Source organism: Pseudoduganella dura (genome assembly GCF_009727155.1).
GTDB lineage: Bacteria > Pseudomonadota > Gammaproteobacteria > Burkholderiales > Burkholderiaceae_D > Rugamonas > Rugamonas dura.
In genome coordinates this window covers 1,990,653-2,005,825 of record NZ_WNWM01000002.1, presented here as the reverse complement: position 1 = coordinate 2,005,825, position 15,173 = coordinate 1,990,653, and the positions used below count along the sequence as shown (strand labels likewise).

Annotated in this window: 12 protein-coding genes; all 12 read left to right on the top strand. The window is 66.1% G+C overall.

All coding sequences use genetic code 11. The features are described from left to right. The first annotated feature begins 3 nt into the window (after positions 1–3). The gene (glpK, locus tag GJV26_RS08770; RefSeq protein ID WP_155708490.1) at positions 4–1,503 is read left to right on the top strand and encodes a glycerol kinase GlpK; all 1,500 of its coding nucleotides are present in this window, start codon (positions 4–6) and stop codon (positions 1,501–1,503) included. 802 nt (positions 1,504–2,305) lie between these two features. Next, the gene (gene mraZ, locus GJV26_RS08765; RefSeq protein WP_189442027.1) at positions 2,306–2,734 is read left to right on the top strand and encodes a division/cell wall cluster transcriptional repressor MraZ; all 429 of its coding nucleotides are present in this window, start codon (positions 2,306–2,308) and stop codon (positions 2,732–2,734) included. An 11-nt stretch (positions 2,735–2,745) separates the two neighbouring features. Continuing rightward, positions 2,746–3,711 carry a 16S rRNA (cytosine(1402)-N(4))-methyltransferase RsmH gene (gene rsmH, locus GJV26_RS08760; protein ID WP_155708488.1) on the top strand — a complete coding sequence of 322 codons (966 nt, stop codon included), beginning with the start codon at positions 2,746–2,748 and terminating at the stop codon, positions 3,709–3,711. Continuing rightward, complete coding sequence (gene ftsL / locus GJV26_RS08755; RefSeq protein WP_155708487.1) at positions 3,708–3,980, top strand: cell division protein FtsL; 273 nt, start codon at positions 3,708–3,710, stop codon at positions 3,978–3,980. The genes rsmH and ftsL overlap by 4 nt, the downstream gene beginning before the upstream one ends. Beyond that, a complete protein-coding gene (locus GJV26_RS08750) occupies positions 3,977–5,755 on the top strand; it encodes a peptidoglycan D,D-transpeptidase FtsI family protein (RefSeq protein ID WP_155708486.1) in 1,779 nt (592 codons plus the stop codon). The genes ftsL and GJV26_RS08750 overlap by 4 nt, the downstream gene beginning before the upstream one ends. Then, positions 5,755–7,332 (top strand): UDP-N-acetylmuramoyl-L-alanyl-D-glutamate--2,6-diaminopimelate ligase, encoded by a 1,578-nt coding sequence (locus tag GJV26_RS08745; protein ID WP_155708485.1) that lies wholly within the window; start codon positions 5,755–5,757, stop codon positions 7,330–7,332. The genes GJV26_RS08750 and GJV26_RS08745 overlap by 1 nt, the downstream gene beginning before the upstream one ends. Further along, a complete protein-coding gene (locus tag GJV26_RS08740) occupies positions 7,332–8,753 on the top strand; it encodes a UDP-N-acetylmuramoyl-tripeptide--D-alanyl-D-alanine ligase (protein ID WP_155708484.1) in 1,422 nt (473 codons plus the stop codon). Before GJV26_RS08745 ends, GJV26_RS08740 begins: the two co-directional genes overlap by 1 nt. Positions 8,754–8,755: 2 nt before the next feature. After that, positions 8,756–9,925 (top strand): phospho-N-acetylmuramoyl-pentapeptide-transferase, encoded by a 1,170-nt coding sequence (gene mraY / locus GJV26_RS08735; protein ID WP_155708483.1) that lies wholly within the window; start codon positions 8,756–8,758, stop codon positions 9,923–9,925. Between the two features lie 19 nt (positions 9,926–9,944). Beyond that, the gene (gene murD / locus GJV26_RS08730) at positions 9,945–11,459 is read left to right on the top strand and encodes a UDP-N-acetylmuramoyl-L-alanine--D-glutamate ligase (RefSeq protein ID WP_155708482.1); all 1,515 of its coding nucleotides are present in this window, start codon (positions 9,945–9,947) and stop codon (positions 11,457–11,459) included. After that, positions 11,459–12,670, top strand: a complete 1,212-nt coding sequence (gene ftsW, locus GJV26_RS08725) for a putative lipid II flippase FtsW (RefSeq protein ID WP_155708481.1) — start codon at positions 11,459–11,461, stop codon at positions 12,668–12,670. The genes murD and ftsW overlap by 1 nt, the downstream gene beginning before the upstream one ends. Before the next feature lie 8 nt (positions 12,671–12,678). Then, entirely contained in the window at positions 12,679–13,746 is a 1,068-nt protein-coding gene (gene murG / locus GJV26_RS08720; RefSeq protein WP_155712342.1) for an undecaprenyldiphospho-muramoylpentapeptide beta-N-acetylglucosaminyltransferase, read from the top strand. An 8-nt stretch (positions 13,747–13,754) separates the two neighbouring features. Continuing rightward, entirely contained in the window at positions 13,755–15,155 is a 1,401-nt protein-coding gene (gene murC, locus GJV26_RS08715) for a UDP-N-acetylmuramate--L-alanine ligase (protein WP_155708480.1), read from the top strand. Positions 15,156–15,173 lie beyond the last annotated feature (18 nt).

Genomic DNA, 15,173 nt, shown 5'->3' with positions numbered 1-15,173 from the left:
GTCATGAAGAACTACATCCTCGCCCTCGACCAGGGCACCACCAGTTCGCGCGCCATCCTGTTCGATCACGAAGGCCGCATCCGCGGCTGCGCCGCGCAGGAATTCCCCCAGCATTTCCCCCGGCCCGGCTGGGTCGAGCACGATCCCGGCGATATCTGGACCAGCCAGCTCACCGTGGCACGCCAGGTGCTGCGCGAAGCGGGCGTGCGCCCCGCCCAGGTGTGCGCCATCGGCATCGCCAACCAGCGTGAAACCACCGTGCTGTGGGAGCGCGCCACCGGCCGCCCCGTGGCGCCGGCCATCGTGTGGCAGGACCGCCGCACGTCGGACCAATGCGAGGCGCTGCGCGCCGCCGGCAAGGCGGCGCTGATCCGCGACTGCACCGGCCTCGAACTGGACGCCTATTTTTCCGCCACCAAGCTGGCCTGGCTGCTCGACAACGTGCCGGGCGCCCGCGCGCGCGCCGAACAGGGCGAGCTGTGTTTTGGTACCGTCGACAGCTGGCTCGTGTTCAACCTGTGCGGCGGCCACGTGACGGACGTGAGCAACGCTTCGCGCACGATGCTGTTCAACATCCATCTGATGCGCTGGGACGCGGACCTGCTGGCGCTGTTCGGCATTCCCGAAGCGGTGCTGCCGGAGATCGTGTCCTCCAGCGGCGAGATCGGCGCCACCCACGCGGCCCTGTTCGGCAGCCCGATCCCCGTGGCAGGCATCGCCGGCGACCAGCAGGCGGCCACGTTCGGCCAGGCCTGCCACGTGCCCGGCATGGTCAAGAACACCTATGGCACCGGCTGCTTCATGCTGATGCATGCCGGCAGCCAGCCGGCCGTGTCGCACCAGCGGCTGCTGTCGACGGTGGGCTGGCGCCTGCACAGCGGGGAAGGCATGCAGCCGTGCTACCTGCTCGAAGGCAGCGTGTTCATGGGCGGCGCCACCGTGCAGTGGCTGCGCGACGGCCTGGGCATCATCGAGAAATCGAGCGACGTGGAAGCGCTGGCGGCATCCGTGCCGGACAGCGGCGGCGTGATGCTGGTGCCCGCGTTCGTGGGCCTGGGCGCGCCGCACTGGGACCAGTATGCGCGCGGCACGATCGTCGGGCTCACGCGCGGCAGCACCGCCGCCCACATCGCCCGCGCCGCCGTGGAAGCCATCGCCTACCAGAGCGCGGAACTGCTGGCGGCGATGCAGCGCGATGCCGCGCGCCCGGTGCTCGAAGTGCGCGCCGATGGCGGCGCGGCGCGCAACGACATGCTGATGCAGTTCCAGGCCGATCTGCTGGGCGTGCCCGTGGTGCGGCCGCGGGTGACGGAAACCACCGCGCTGGGCGCCGCTTACCTGGCCGGGCTGGCGGTGCATTTCTGGGCTTCGCAGGAGGAGATTGCCGCGCAGTGGCAGTGCGAGCGGCGGTTCGAGCCGGCGATGTCGGAGGACCGGCGCGGTGCCTTGCTGGCGCGGTGGGGCCGGGCGGTGGAGCGGTCGCGGGGGTGGGAGCTGGATTGATTATCGGGCTACAACGGCATATTGAGCAGCCGCTTCCGGGTTTATCTGGCTGCGCCAGACCCGGTTATATCGCAGCACGGGCTCATTAATAGCGCGGCTGAATTCGTACATGCCTTGCCCATTTCATAAGTGCCGTCTATTCATCGAAGCTGTATGAAAATCATATAGTTGCTATTGAACTGCAAGCCAAAAAACATGCGTATAATCCCGCGGTTCCGGTTGGCCAAAATCATGAATTTGTCTATACAACTCATTTCCATGAAGAACTTTCAGGGAATTTGAAAACTGCCGAACGCCATCGAAAATATTGTTTTATTGATATCTCCAAGAACTCCCGCCGATAGCGCTTACTGCGCCTCCAACCCCGCACCTGCGCCGTCCACGTGTCGGGAAACGGCGACACTTCCTGCTTTGAACCCCTTTGCGGTCACCGTTGTCAACTCGCCACTAAGCCATTGCGCTAGATCAATATTGTCTTTCCTTCAAATTTTATTTTTTGCCACTTGGATTTGTTTCATGCTGTGTTGCAGATGAGGTAGCACATGCACTAAATGGCATAGGTACCTGATTTGTCGATGTTTTCTGACGTGAGACTGCTTGAACGATACGCGCTAAGTCCTTAATTTCATTAGTAAAAATCGGGATTTACCTATTGGAAATCGCTTGACCACTGTCGTGCCGTCCACTAAAGTGGGCACCTGTGTGAAAAAGTGTGGTTTTGTGGGATACCGGGGCGGAAACGGCGCCACCCAAATCAACGACAGTTAATTCCAAACCTTAGTTCCAAAGAGAAAGTACAGCCGTGTTCCAGGGCGCTTCCGCGATCACTCTCGATGCGAAAGGCAGGATGTCCATTCCCGCCAAGCATCGTGACGCACTGACGATCCAGTGCGAAGGTCGCCTCACGCTGACGAAGCACCCGGACGGCTGTCTGCTGATGTATCCGCGCCCCGTGTGGGACGCCAAGCGCGACCAGATCGCCGCGTGGCCGATGTCCGCGCGCGGCTGGCAGCGCATTTTGCTGGGCAATGCCAGCGATGTCGAAATGGACTCGGCTGGCCGCATCCTCGTGGCCCCGGAACTGCGCGCTGCAGTCGGACTGGGCCGCGAGATCGTACTGTCCGGCATGCTGACGCACTTTGAAATCTGGGACCCGGTCAAACGCGCCGAAAACGAGCAGGCCACGATCGACGTCGGCATGCCGGACACACTCTCCGATTTTTCCTTCTAAAGGCCCGCAAGATGATGACAACAGCGGTGCCAGAATTCCAGCATCGTACGGTGCTGTTGGACGAAGCGGTCGACGCGCTTGCCATTGCCGGCACGCGCGCCGACGGTATCTACGTCGACGGCACGTTCGGCCGCGGCGGCCACAGCCGCCTGCTGCTGTCGCGCCTGGGGGCCAACGGCCGCCTGGTCGCGTTCGACAAGGACCTGCAGGCGATCGCCACCGCCCGGCAGGTGGACGATGCGCGCTTCACGATCGTCCACGACAGTTTCGCCACCATGACATACGCCCTCGCCGAGCGGGGCATCTACCAGGTCGACGGCGTGCTGCTCGACCTGGGTATCTCGTCGCCGCAGGTGGATGACGCCGCGCGCGGCTTTTCTTTCCGGAACGACGGTCCGCTCGATATGCGGATGGACACGACGCGCGGCATCTCCGCGGCCGAATGGCTGGCCACGGAATCGGAACAGACTCTTGAAAAGGTGATCAGGGATTATGGGGAAGAACGGTTTGCTTTTCAGATTGCAAAGGCGATTGTTGCTCGCCGGGCAGTCGAACGGATTTCAAGCACACGACAGCTTGCCGGCATCGTGGCAGGCGCGGTCAAAACCCGGGAGAAGGGCAAGGATCCGGCCACACGCACCTTTCAGGCTATCCGGATTCACATCAATCAAGAGCTTGAGGACCTCCAGGCCGGATTGAAGCAGGCCTACGACGCGCTGGCGCCGGGCGGCATCATCGCCGTCATCAGCTTCCATTCGCTGGAAGACCGCATCGTCAAGCGCTTCCTCGCCGAGCGCGCCAATGTGCCGCAGCCGGACCGCCGGCTGCCGATCCGCGCCGCCGACCTGCCGCAGCCGGAAGTGAAGCTGCTGGCCAAGATCAAGCCGTCCGAGCGGGAGGTTGATGAAAACCCGCGCGCCCGCTCGGCGGTGATGCGGGTGGCCATGCGCCTGCCCAAACAGGAGAAGCCGGCATGACAGGCAAGCTCAGCGCCGTATTGGCCACGCTGCTGGTGGGTTGCGCGCTGTCGCTCGTCAACGCGCAGTACCAGGCGCGCCATTTGTTCATCGAACTGGAGCGGGCGCAGGCCAAGGCGCGCCAGCTCGACATCGAATGGGCGCAACTGCAGCTGGACCAGTCCACGCTGGGCAAGCATGCCCGCATCGAAGATATCGCCCACCGCGACCTGGGCATGACCCAGCTCACGCCGGCGCGCACCCAGTACCTGACGGAGGACGCAGAATGAGCCGCTCGAATGCCGCAAGTTCCCGGGTAGCCGCCTCGAAAGGCGTGTCGTTCTCGAAAAGCCCCGTGCTCGCGGTGCGGCTGCCGACCTGGCGTTCGCGCGTGGTGCTGTTCGTGCTGTTCGCCGCGTTCGCGGCGCTGGGCGTGCGGGCCTTGTGGCTGCAGGGCGTGTCCACCCAGTTCCTGCAGAAGCAGGGCGAAATCCGTTACGCGCGCACCATCGAACTGCCGGCCACGCGCGGCAAGATCATGGACCGCAACGGCCAGGTGCTGGCATCGTCGGTGCCCGTCAAGGCCATCTGGGCGATTCCGGACGATGTGCTGCAGGCGCCGCCGGAAAAGATCCGCGCGCTGGCCGGCCTGCTCGAGATGAGCGAAGCCGACCTGCGCAAGAAGCTCGATTCCGACCGCAACTTCGTCTACCTGAAGCGGCAGGTCGAGCAGGACGTGGCCGACCAGATCGCTAAACTGAAGATCGACGGCATCGACACCCGCAAGGAATACAAGCGCTTCTACCCGCAGGGCGAAGTGATGACGCACGTGGTGGGCTTCACCAACGTGGAAGACGTGGGCCAGGAATCGATGGAGCTGGCGCACCAGAAAACGCTGGTGGGGCAGACCGGTTCGCGCCGCGTGATCAAGGACCGGCTCGGCCACATCGTCGAGGATATCGGCGCCAAGCACGAGCCGCACGACGGCAAGGACCTGGTGCTGTCGGTGGATTCGAAGATCCAGTACATCGCCTTTACCCAGCTGAAGGCCGCGGTCGAGAAATTCGCGGCCAAGGCCGGCGCCGCCGTGGTGCTCGACGTGCATACCGGCGAGGTGCTGGCGCTGGCGAACTATCCCAGCTACGACCCGAACGACCGCCGCAAGCTCACCGGCGCGCAGTTGCGCAACCGCGTGATGACGGACTCGTTCGAACCGGGTTCCACGCTCAAGCCGGTGACCGTCGCGCTGGCGCTGGACAAGGGCGTGGTCACGCCGCACACCAATATCGACACCGGGTCCGGCCGCCTCACGATCAAGGACCGCACCATCAGCGACACCAAGGCGCACCACGTGATCAGCGTGCAGCAGGTGGTGGAGATGTCGTCGAACATCGGCACCTCGAAGATCGCCCTGTCGATGCCGGCGCAGGACATGTGGGAAATGTTTACCAAGGTCGGCTTCGGGCAGCAGCCGAAATGGGGCTTCCCCGGCGCCGTGGCGGGCCGCGTGCGCCCGTACAAGAACTGGCGGCCGATCGAGCAGGCCACGATGAGCTACGGGAACGGCATTTCCGTGTCGCTGATCCAGCTGTCCCGCGCATACATGATGTTCGCGCGCGACGGCGACACGATCCCGCTCACGTTCGAGAAAAGCCACGAGATTCCACAGGGCCAGCAGATCATCAAGCCGCAGACCGCGCGCCAGATCCGCGAGATGCTCGAGATGGTCGTCACCGGCAAGGATGGCACCGCCAAGCAGGCCCAGGTTCCGGGCTACCGCGTGGGCGGCAAGACCGGTACCGCCTACAAGGCGGAAAACGGCCGCTACGCGATGCCGCGCAAATATATTGGCTCCTTCGTGGGCATCGTGCCGCTGTCCGCGCCGCGCTTCATCATCGCGGTGATGATCGACGAGCCGACCCAGGGCGGCAAGTACGGCGGCCAGGTGGCCGCGCCCACTTTCGCCAAGGTCGCAGAGAACGCGCTGCGCGCCATGAATGTGCCTCCCGATTCCACCGTGACGGAAATCGTGGCCCCGACGGGCAACGAAGGGGAGGCCATGTAATGACAGACATGAACAATAACGACGACACCAACACCATCGGCAACTGGATCAGGGAAGCCGCGCCGAACGGCCAGCTGGCCTCGGACTCGCGCCGGATCGGCGCCGGCGACGTATTTTTCGCCTATCCGGCCAACGGCACCGGCGATGCCGGCGACGGCCGCACCTATATAGAGCAGGCGATCGGGCAGGGCGCCGCGGCCGTGCTGTACGACCCGGAAGGCTTCACCTGGAATTCCGCCTGGAAGGTGGCCAGCCTGCCGGTGGCGAACCTGAAGCTGCGGGCCGGCCCGATCGCGCACGCCGCCTACGGCATGCCGGACGCCGGCATGTTCACCGTGGGCATCACGGGCACGAACGGCAAGACGTCGTCCGCCGTGTGGCTGGGCCATGCGCTGTCGCGCGCCGGCGAAACCGCCGCCGTCATCGGCACGCTGGGCGTGGGCCTGTTCCCTGGCGCCGCCTCCGGCCGCGCCGAGCCCGAATTCATGGCCACCGGCTACACCACGCCGGACCAGGTGCTGCTGGCCCGCACGCTGGACGAATGCCGCGCCGCCGGCGCCCGCTCGCTGGCGATCGAGGTATCGTCCATCGGCCTGGAACAGGGGCGCGTGGCCGGCATGCATTTCGACGTGGCGCTGTTCACCAACCTGACGCGCGACCACCTCGATTTCCACGGCTCGATGGAAGCCTACGAGGCGGCCAAGGCGAAACTGTTCGCCTGGCCCGGCCTGAAGACTGCCGTGATCAACCTGGACGACCCGGCCGGCGTGCGCATGGCCGGGCAGGCCACGGCTGGCCAGGTAATCGGCTACACGCTGAAGAACGATACCGAGGCGGCGCAGCTGGCCGCGCAACTGGGCGCGCGCTTGCCCCGGTTCGCCATGCTGCGCGCCAGCCAGGTCAAGAGCCGCAGCGCCGGCACCGAATTCCACCTCGAGTCGCCCTACGGCGCCGCGCAGGTCAAGACACGCCTGGTCGGCGCGTTCAACGTCAGCAACGCGCTGGGCGTGCTGGGCGCGCTGCTGGCCAAAGGCATGCCGCTGCGCGCCGCCGTCGACGCGATCGAGGCCCTGACTCCGCCGCCGGGCCGCATGCAGCTGGCGGGCGGCAACGATGCGCCGATGGTCGTCATCGATTACGCCCACACCCCGGATGCGCTGGACAAGACCCTCGAAGCGCTGCGGCCGGTGGCCAGCGACCGTGGCGGCGCGCTGTGGTGCGTGTTCGGCTGCGGCGGCGACCGCGATCCGGGCAAGCGCCCGCAAATGGGCCGCATCGCGCAGGCGGCGGACCATGTGCTGGTCACCAGCGACAACCCGCGCAGCGAGGATCCGCACGCGATCATCGCGCAGATCGTGGCCGGCATGGATGCCGCCCGCCCGGCGCAGGCCATCGAAGACCGCGCCGCCGCGATCCTTTCCGCCGTCAGGCACGCGGCGAAGAACGACGTGATCCTGGTGGCCGGCAAGGGCCACGAGCCGTACCAGGAGATCAAGGGCAAGAAGCTGCCGTTCTCCGACGCCGACCATGCCCAGCTTGCATTGACCGCCCGACTGACGATGATGAGGCAGAACTGATGCGCGCCACGCTGGACCAGATTCTGGGCGCGCTGGACGACGCGCGCCTGTTCGACACCACATCGGGCCAGCCCGTTGCCGGGGTGGCCTTCGACGGCGTTTCGACCGACAGCCGCACCGTGGCGCCGGGCGCGCTGTTCGTCGCGCTGCGCGGCGAAACGTTCGATGCCCACGATTTCCTGCCGCAGGTGGCGCGGCAGGCGGCCGCCGTGGTCGTCGAAAAACTGCCCGACGGCTGGACCCCGCCCGCCACGCTTCCCGTCATCCTCGTGCCCGACACGCTGGCGGCCCTCGGCCAGATCGCCCGCTGGTGGCGCAGCCAGTTCGACCTGCCGGTGATCGGCGTCACCGGCAGCAACGGCAAGACCACCGTCAAGGAAATGATCGCCGCCATCCTGGCCGCCGCCCATGGCGAAGAAGACCGGCTGGCCACGCGCGGCAACCTGAACAACGAAATCGGCGTGCCGCTGACCCTGTTCCGGCTGGCCACGCACCATTCCTCGGCCGTGATCGAACTGGGCATGAACCACCCGGGCGAGATCGGCCGCCTGGCGCGGATTGCCGCGCCCACCATCGCCCTGGTGAACAATGCCCAGCGCGAGCACCAGGAGTTCATGCACACCGTGGAAGCGGTGGCGCGCGAAAACGGTTCCGCGCTGGCGGCCCTGCCGGCCGACGGCACGGCGGTGTTCCCGTCGCACGACGAGTTCACCCCGATCTGGCGCGAGCTGGCCGGCAGCCGCCGCACGATCACCTTCGGCCTGACCAAGGAGGCCGATGTGAGCTGCACGTTCCGCCCGGCCGATTTCGGCAATCAGATGTTCGTGTCGATCCGCTGCAGCGATGGGGAACTGGTCCAGTTCTATGTCGGCCTGCAGGCAGCCGGCGAACACAACGTGCGCAACGCGCTGGCCGCCGTGGCCTGCACGGCTGCCGCCGGCATATCGTTCGACCGCATCAAGGCGGGGCTGGACAGCTTCGCGCCGGTCAGCGGCCGGCTGCAGAAAAAGGCGGCCGCCTGCGGCGCGGTCGTCATCGACGATACGTACAACGCGAACCCGGATTCGGTGCGCGCCGCGATCGACGTGCTGGCGGGCAGCCCGGCGCCACGCGTGCTGGTGCTGGGCGACATGGGCGAAGTGGGCACCCAGGGCAGGGAATTCCACGAAGAGATCGCCGCTTACGCGGCACAGAAGGGCATCGAACAGGTGCTCGTGACGGGCGCCCTGGCGCAGCACATGACGAAGGTCACTGCGGCGGGCATTCGTCATTTCGAACAGTTCGACGCATTGCTCGCGGCGGTCGACGCGGCAGTGACGCCGGACACCACGGTGTTGATCAAGGGCTCCCGTTTCATGAAGATGGAGCGCGTCGTGCAGCATTTGATTGGATCGCAACAAGCTAACAAGGAACCACACTGATCATGCTGCTTTGGCTCGCACAGTACCTGCAGGACGATATCGGCGCATTCCGCGTCTTCAATTTCATCACTTTCCGCGCCGTGTTCGCCACGATCACGGCGCTGCTGATCGGCCTCGTCGCCGGCCCCGCCGTCATCCGCAAGCTCACGGCGATGAAGTACGGCCAGGCCGTGCGCACCGACGGCCCGCAAACGCACCTGAAAAAACATGGCACGCCCACGATGGGCGGCGTATTGATCCTGATCGCGATCGGCGTTTCCACGCTGCTGTGGTGCGACTGGTCGAACCGGCTGATCTGGCCGGTGATCGTGGTCACGCTCGGCTTCGGCGCGGTGGGCTGGGTGGACGACTACCGCAAGGTGGTGCGACAGGACCCGGAAGGCATGCGCTCGGCCGAGAAGTATTTCTGGCAGTCGCTGGTCGGCGTGGCCGCCGCGCTGTACCTGGCGTTTTCCGTATCGGCCCCCACGCCGGCCGAAGTGTTCAAGCTGTTCTTCAACTGGGTGCAGTCCGGCTTCTCGATGGACCTGCCGCCGAAGGCCGACCTGATCGTGCCGTTCTTCAAGACGATCAGCTACCCGCTGGGCGTGTGGGGCTTCATCGCGCTGACCTACTGCGTGATCGTGGGCTCGTCGAACGCCGTCAATTTCACCGATGGCCTCGATGGCCTGGCCATCATGCCGACCGTGATGGTCGGTTCCGCGCTGGGCCTGTTCGCCTACCTGACCGGCAGCGCGAACTATTCGAAATACCTGTTCATCCCGCACATCCCGGGCGCGGGCGAATTGATCATCTTCGTGGGCGCGATGGCCGGCGCGGGCCTGGCCTTCCTCTGGTATAACACGCACCCCGCGCAGGTATTCATGGGCGACGTGGGCGCGCTGGCGCTGGGCGGCGCGCTGGGCACCATCGCCGTCATCGTGCGCCAGGAAATCGTGCTGTTCATCATGGGCGGCATCTTCGTTGCCGAAACCGTGTCGGTGATCATCCAGGTGGGCTGGTTCAAGTACACCAAGAAGCGCTATGGCCAGGGCCGCCGCGTGTTCCTGATGGCGCCGCTGCACCACCACTTCGAACAGAAGGGCTGGAAGGAAACCCAGGTCGTGGTGCGCTTCTGGATCATCACGATGATGCTGGTGCTGGTGGGCCTCTCGACCCTCAAACTGCGATAGAAGACGAGATTCGACGAACATGATCTATAACGGCAAAATCGCGCTGGTGCTGGGCCTTGGCGAATCGGGCCTGGCCATGGCGCAGTGGCTCGCCCGCTGCGGCGCGCTGCTGCGCGTGGCCGATACGCGCGGCGTGCCGGACCGCCTGCCGGCGCTGCGCGAAGCGGTGCCCGGCACGCAGTTCGTTTCCGGCCCGTTCAATGCCGCGCTGCTCGACGGCGTGGACTTCGTCGCCGTCAGCCCCGGGCTGGCGCCGGACCGGGAACTGTCGGAAATCCTGCCGGCGGCCCGGGCGGCGAACATCCCCGTCTGGGGAGAGATCGAGCTGTTCGCGCAGGCGCTGGCCTGGCTGAAGGCCGACCGCGCCTACGCGCCGAAGGTCATCGCCATCACCGGCACCAACGGCAAGACCACCGTCACCACGCTCACGGGCCAGCTGTGCGAACGCGCCGGCCTGTCGGTGAAAGTGGCCGGCAACATCAGCCCGGCCGCGCTCGACGTGCTGCGCGAGGCGATGGAGGCCGCGCAGTTGGAACACTGCCTGCCGCAAGCCTGGGTGCTCGAACTGTCCAGCTTCCAGCTGCACACCACGACTTCGCTGCAGGCCGATGCCGCCACCGTGCTGAACATCACGCAGGACCACCTGGACTGGCACGGCACCATGCAGGCCTACGCGGACGACAAGGCGCGCATCTTCGGCGAGCACACGGTGCGCGTGCTCAATCGCGACGATGCGTGGACGATGCGGATGGCCAACCCGGCGGGCACCAATGTCACCTTCGGCACCGGCGAACCGGAAGGCCTGCACGGTTTCGGCCTCGTCAACGAGCGCGGCATCTGGTGGCTGGCCACGGCCGAGCCGGCGGACGATGCCGAGCCGGCAAGGAAGCGCCGCAAGCACGAGCCCGCGCCACCGGTCGAAACCACCGTGAAGAAGCTGATGCCTGCCGATGCGCTGCAGATCCGCGGCACGCACAACGCCGCCAATGCGCTGGCAGCGCTGGCGCTGTGCCGCGCGATCGGCCTGCCGTTCGCGCCGCTGCTGCACGGCCTGCGCGATTACAAGGGCCAGCCGCACCGCGTGGAACTGGTGGCGTCGCTCAACGGCGTCGAGTTCTACGACGACAGCAAGGGCACCAACGTGGGCGCCACCGTGGCCGCCATCGACGGCCTCGGCAAGAGCTTCGGCGGCGAAGGGCAGAAGATCGTGCTGATCGCCGGCGGCGACGGCAAGGGCCAGGAATTCGATCCGCTGGCCGGCCCGGTATCGCGCTACGTGCGCGCCGTGGTGCTGATCGGCCGCGATGCGCCGGGCATCCGCGCCGCGCTCGAAGGCACCAATGTGCGGCTGGAAGATTTCGGCACGCTCGAAGAAGCCACGAAGCGCGCCGCGGCGCTGGCCCATGCCGGTGACGCCGTGCTGCTGTCGCCGGCCTGCGCCAGCCTGGACATGTTCAGGAACTACGCGCATCGCGCCCAGGTGTTCATCGACACCGTGCGCGACATCGCGCTCGACGCCGGGCAGGAGATCTGATGGCCTTCCAGCTGCCATTCAAGTTTTCCGGCGCGGCATCGGTCACCCCGATCGATATCCGTTCGCGCCAGTCGCGCATGATGGAATACGACAAGCCGCTGCTGTGGGTGATCATCCTGCTGCTGCTGCTCGGCATGGTGATGGTGTATTCGGCGTCGATCGCCTTGCCCGATTCGCCGAAGTACGCCACGTTCAAGAACTCGTATTTCCTGACACGCCAGGCCACGTTCCTCGTCATTTCGGGCTTGGTGGGGCTGGTGGCCTTCCGCATTCCCGTCGCCATCTGGCAGCGCTGGGCGCCGTACCTGTTCATCGGCACGCTGTTCCTGCTGGTGCTGGTGCTGATTCCGGGCGTCGGCGTGGTGGTCAACGGCGGCCGGCGCTGGCTGTCGCTAAAGATTTACAACCTGCAGCCTTCCGAGCTGATGAAGCTGTTCATCGTGCTGTACGCGGCCGACTACACGGTGCGCAAGCAGGAATACATGCACAAGCTGACCAAGGGCTTCCTGCCGATGGCGCTGGCGGTCAGCGTGGTGGGCCTGCTGCTGCTGCTCGAGCCCGACCTGGGCGCGTTCGGCGTGATCGTCTGCATCGCGATGGGCATCCTGTTCCTGGGCGGCGTGAACGCGATCTGGTTCGGCGGCATCGCCGGCATGCTGGTGACGATCTTCGTCTCGATCATCGCGCTGTCGAAATTCCGGCGCGACCGCTTCTTCGCCTACCTGAATCCGTGGGAAGAAGAAAACGCGCTGAACAAGGCTTACCAGCTCACGCACTCGCTGATCGCGTTCGGCCGCGGCGAGATCCTCGGCGTGGGCCTGGGCGGCAGCGTGGAGAAGCTGCATTACCTGCCGGAAGCGCATACCGACTTCCTGCTGGCGGTGATCGGCGAGGAATTGGGGCTGATCGGCGTGCTCGCTGTCATCGGAATGTTCTACTGGATCGTTAAACGCGCTTTCGAGATCGGCCGCCAGGCGATCGCCATCGACCAGACCTTCGCCGGCCTGGTCGCCAAGGGCATCGGCATCTGGATCGGCATCCAGACATTCATCAACATGGGGGTCAATCTGGGGCTGCTGCCCACCAAGGGCTTGACGTTGCCGCTGATGAGCTATGGCGGCACCGGCATTGTCGTCAACTGCCTCGGCCTGGCGATCCTGCTGCGCATCGATTACGAGAACCGGGTACTGATGCGGGGCGGCCGTACATGAGCAAGCCAATGAAGAAACTGGTGATCATGGCCGCCGGCACCGGCGGCCACATCTTCCCCGGCCTGGCGATCGCGCAGACGATGCGCGCGCGTGGCTGGGACGTGACCTGGCTGGGCACATCGCACGGCATGGAAGGCGACCTGGTGCCGAAGGCCGGCGTGATGATGGACGTGGTCCACTTCTCCGGCATGCGCGGCAAAGGCCTGGGCCATACCGTAAGCGGCGCGCTCAAGATGCTGAAGGCATTCTGGGATTGCTACGGCATCATCGGGCGCCGCAAGCCCGCCGTGGTGCTGGGCATGGGCGGCTACGTGACCGTGCCGGGCGGCATGATGACGAAGCTGCGCGGCGTGCCGCTGGTGCTCGTCAACGCCGATGCGGCGTTGCTGTTGTCGAACAGGACGCTGGTGCCGGTGGCTTCGAAGGTGTGCTTCGGCTTCCCGGCCGATTTCGGCCGCGCGGCCGGCAAGGCGGTGGTGACCGGCAATCCGGTGCGCAGGGAAATCCTCGACCTGCCGGCGCCGGCCCGGCGCTTCGAAGGCCGGGAAGGCGCGCTGCGTATCCTGGTGGTCGGCGGCAGCCTGGGCGCGAAGGCGCTGAACGATGCGCTGCCGGCCGCGCTGGCCCTGCTGCCGGAAGGCGAGCGGCCGATCGTGACGCACCAGTCCGGCAAGAAGAACATCGATGCGCTGCGCGCCGGCTACGCGCAGGCCGGCGTGCAGGCCAGCGTGGTCGACTTCATCGACGACATGGCCAGCGCCTACGCCCAGGCGGACGTGGTGATCTGCCGGGCCGGCGCGATCACCGTTTCCGAACTGACGGCGGCCGGCGTGGCCAGCGTGCTGGTGCCGCTGGTGGCATCGACCACCAGCCACCAGCGCGACAACGCGCAGTGGCTGGCGAAACAGAACGCGGCGATCCACATGCCGCAAACCGAACTGACTGCGCAGGGCCTCGCGGCGCTGCTGCAGACGCTGACGCGCAACGCCTGCCGCGGCATGGCCGAGGCGGCGCACGCGGTGGGCAAGCGCGACGCGAACGACGCGATCGCGAACGTACTCGAACAACTGGCTTGAGAAGATAAATGCAACACAAGGTCAAAAACATTCACTTCGTCGGCATCGGCGGCAGCGGCATGAGCGGCATCGCCGAGGTGCTGCTCACGCTCGGCTATAACGTCACCGGCTCGGACCTGGGCAGCTCGGCTGTCACGCAGCGCCTCGGCGACATGGGCGCGAAAGTGTTCCAGGGCCACGCGGCGGAACACATCGGCGCCGCGGATGCCGTCGTCACGTCCACCGCCGTCGCGGCCGACAACCCCGAAGTCGTCGCCGCGCGCGCGAAGAAAGTCCCGATCGTGCCGCGCGCCGTGATGCTGGGCGAACTGATGCGCCTGAAGCGCGGCATCGCCATCGCCGGCACGCACGGCAAGACCACGACCACGTCGCTGGTCGCATCGGTGCTGGCGCAGGGCGGCCTCGATCCCACGTTCGTGATCGGCGGCCGCCTGACCGCGGCCGGCGCCAACGCGAAGCTGGGTTCGGGCGAGTACCTGGTGGCCGAGGCGGACGAGTCGGATGCGTCGTTCCTGAACCTGGCGCCGATGATCGAGGTGATCACCAACATCGATGCCGACCACATGGAGACGTACGAACACGATTTCGACAAGCTGAAGCAGGCGTTCGTGCATTTCACGCACCGGCTGCCGTTCTACGGCCGCGCGATGCTGTGCATCGACGATCCGCACGTGCGCAGCATCCTGCCGAAGGTCACCAAGCCGGTCACCACCTACGGTTTCTCGGAAGACGCCGAAGTGCGCGCCGTGAATGCCCGCGCCATCGGCACGCAGATGCATTTCACCGTGCTGCAGGAAGGTTTCCCGGATCTCGACATCGTGCTGAACCAGCCCGGCATGCACAATGTGCAGAACGCCTGCTCGGCCGTGGCCATCGCGCGGGAAATCGGCGTGGAAGACAGCGCCACCCAGGCCGGCCTGGCCGGTTTCGCCGGCGTGGGCCGCCGCTTCACCAGGTATGGCGACATCGCCATCCAGGGCAACGGCAACGCGGGCGGTACCTTCACGCTGGTCGACGATTTCGGTCATCACCCGGTGGAAACGGAAGTGACGCTGGCCGCCGCGCGCGCCGCGTATCCGGGCCGCCGCCTCGTGCTGGCGTTCCAGCCGCACCGCTACACCCGCACGCGCGACCTGTTCGAGGACTTCGCCCGCGTGCTGTCGGTGGTGGACCTGCTGGTACTGGTGGAAGTCTACCCGGCCGGCGAAGCGCCGATCGTGGGCGCCGACGGCCGCTCGCTGGTGCGCGCGATCCGCGCGCGCGGCAAGACCGAGCCGGTATTCGTCGAAACCATCGGCGACGTACCTGAAACGATCATGAACCTGGTGCGGGACGGCGACGTGGTCCTGACGATGGGGGCGGGTTCGATCAGCGGCGTTCCCGCGAAACTGGTCAATTACAAGGCATGAGCACGAACATGGGCACGA

Coding starts and splice junctions, on each gene's coding strand:
- glpK (WP_155708490.1), top strand. CDS start 4: ATGAAGAACTACATCCTCGCCCTCGACCAGGGCACCACCAGTTCGCGC.
- rsmH (WP_155708488.1), top strand. CDS start 2,746: ATGATGACAACAGCGGTGCCAGAATTCCAGCATCGTACGGTGCTGTTG.
- ftsL (WP_155708487.1), top strand. CDS start 3,708: ATGACAGGCAAGCTCAGCGCCGTATTGGCCACGCTGCTGGTGGGTTGC.
- GJV26_RS08750 (WP_155708486.1), top strand. CDS start 3,977: ATGAGCCGCTCGAATGCCGCAAGTTCCCGGGTAGCCGCCTCGAAAGGC.
- GJV26_RS08745 (WP_155708485.1), top strand. CDS start 5,755: ATGACAGACATGAACAATAACGACGACACCAACACCATCGGCAACTGG.
- GJV26_RS08740 (WP_155708484.1), top strand. CDS start 7,332: ATGCGCGCCACGCTGGACCAGATTCTGGGCGCGCTGGACGACGCGCGC.
- mraY (WP_155708483.1), top strand. CDS start 8,756: ATGCTGCTTTGGCTCGCACAGTACCTGCAGGACGATATCGGCGCATTC.
- murD (WP_155708482.1), top strand. CDS start 9,945: ATGATCTATAACGGCAAAATCGCGCTGGTGCTGGGCCTTGGCGAATCG.
- ftsW (WP_155708481.1), top strand. CDS start 11,459: ATGGCCTTCCAGCTGCCATTCAAGTTTTCCGGCGCGGCATCGGTCACC.
- murG (WP_155712342.1), top strand. CDS start 12,679: ATGAAGAAACTGGTGATCATGGCCGCCGGCACCGGCGGCCACATCTTC.
- murC (WP_155708480.1), top strand. CDS start 13,755: ATGCAACACAAGGTCAAAAACATTCACTTCGTCGGCATCGGCGGCAGC.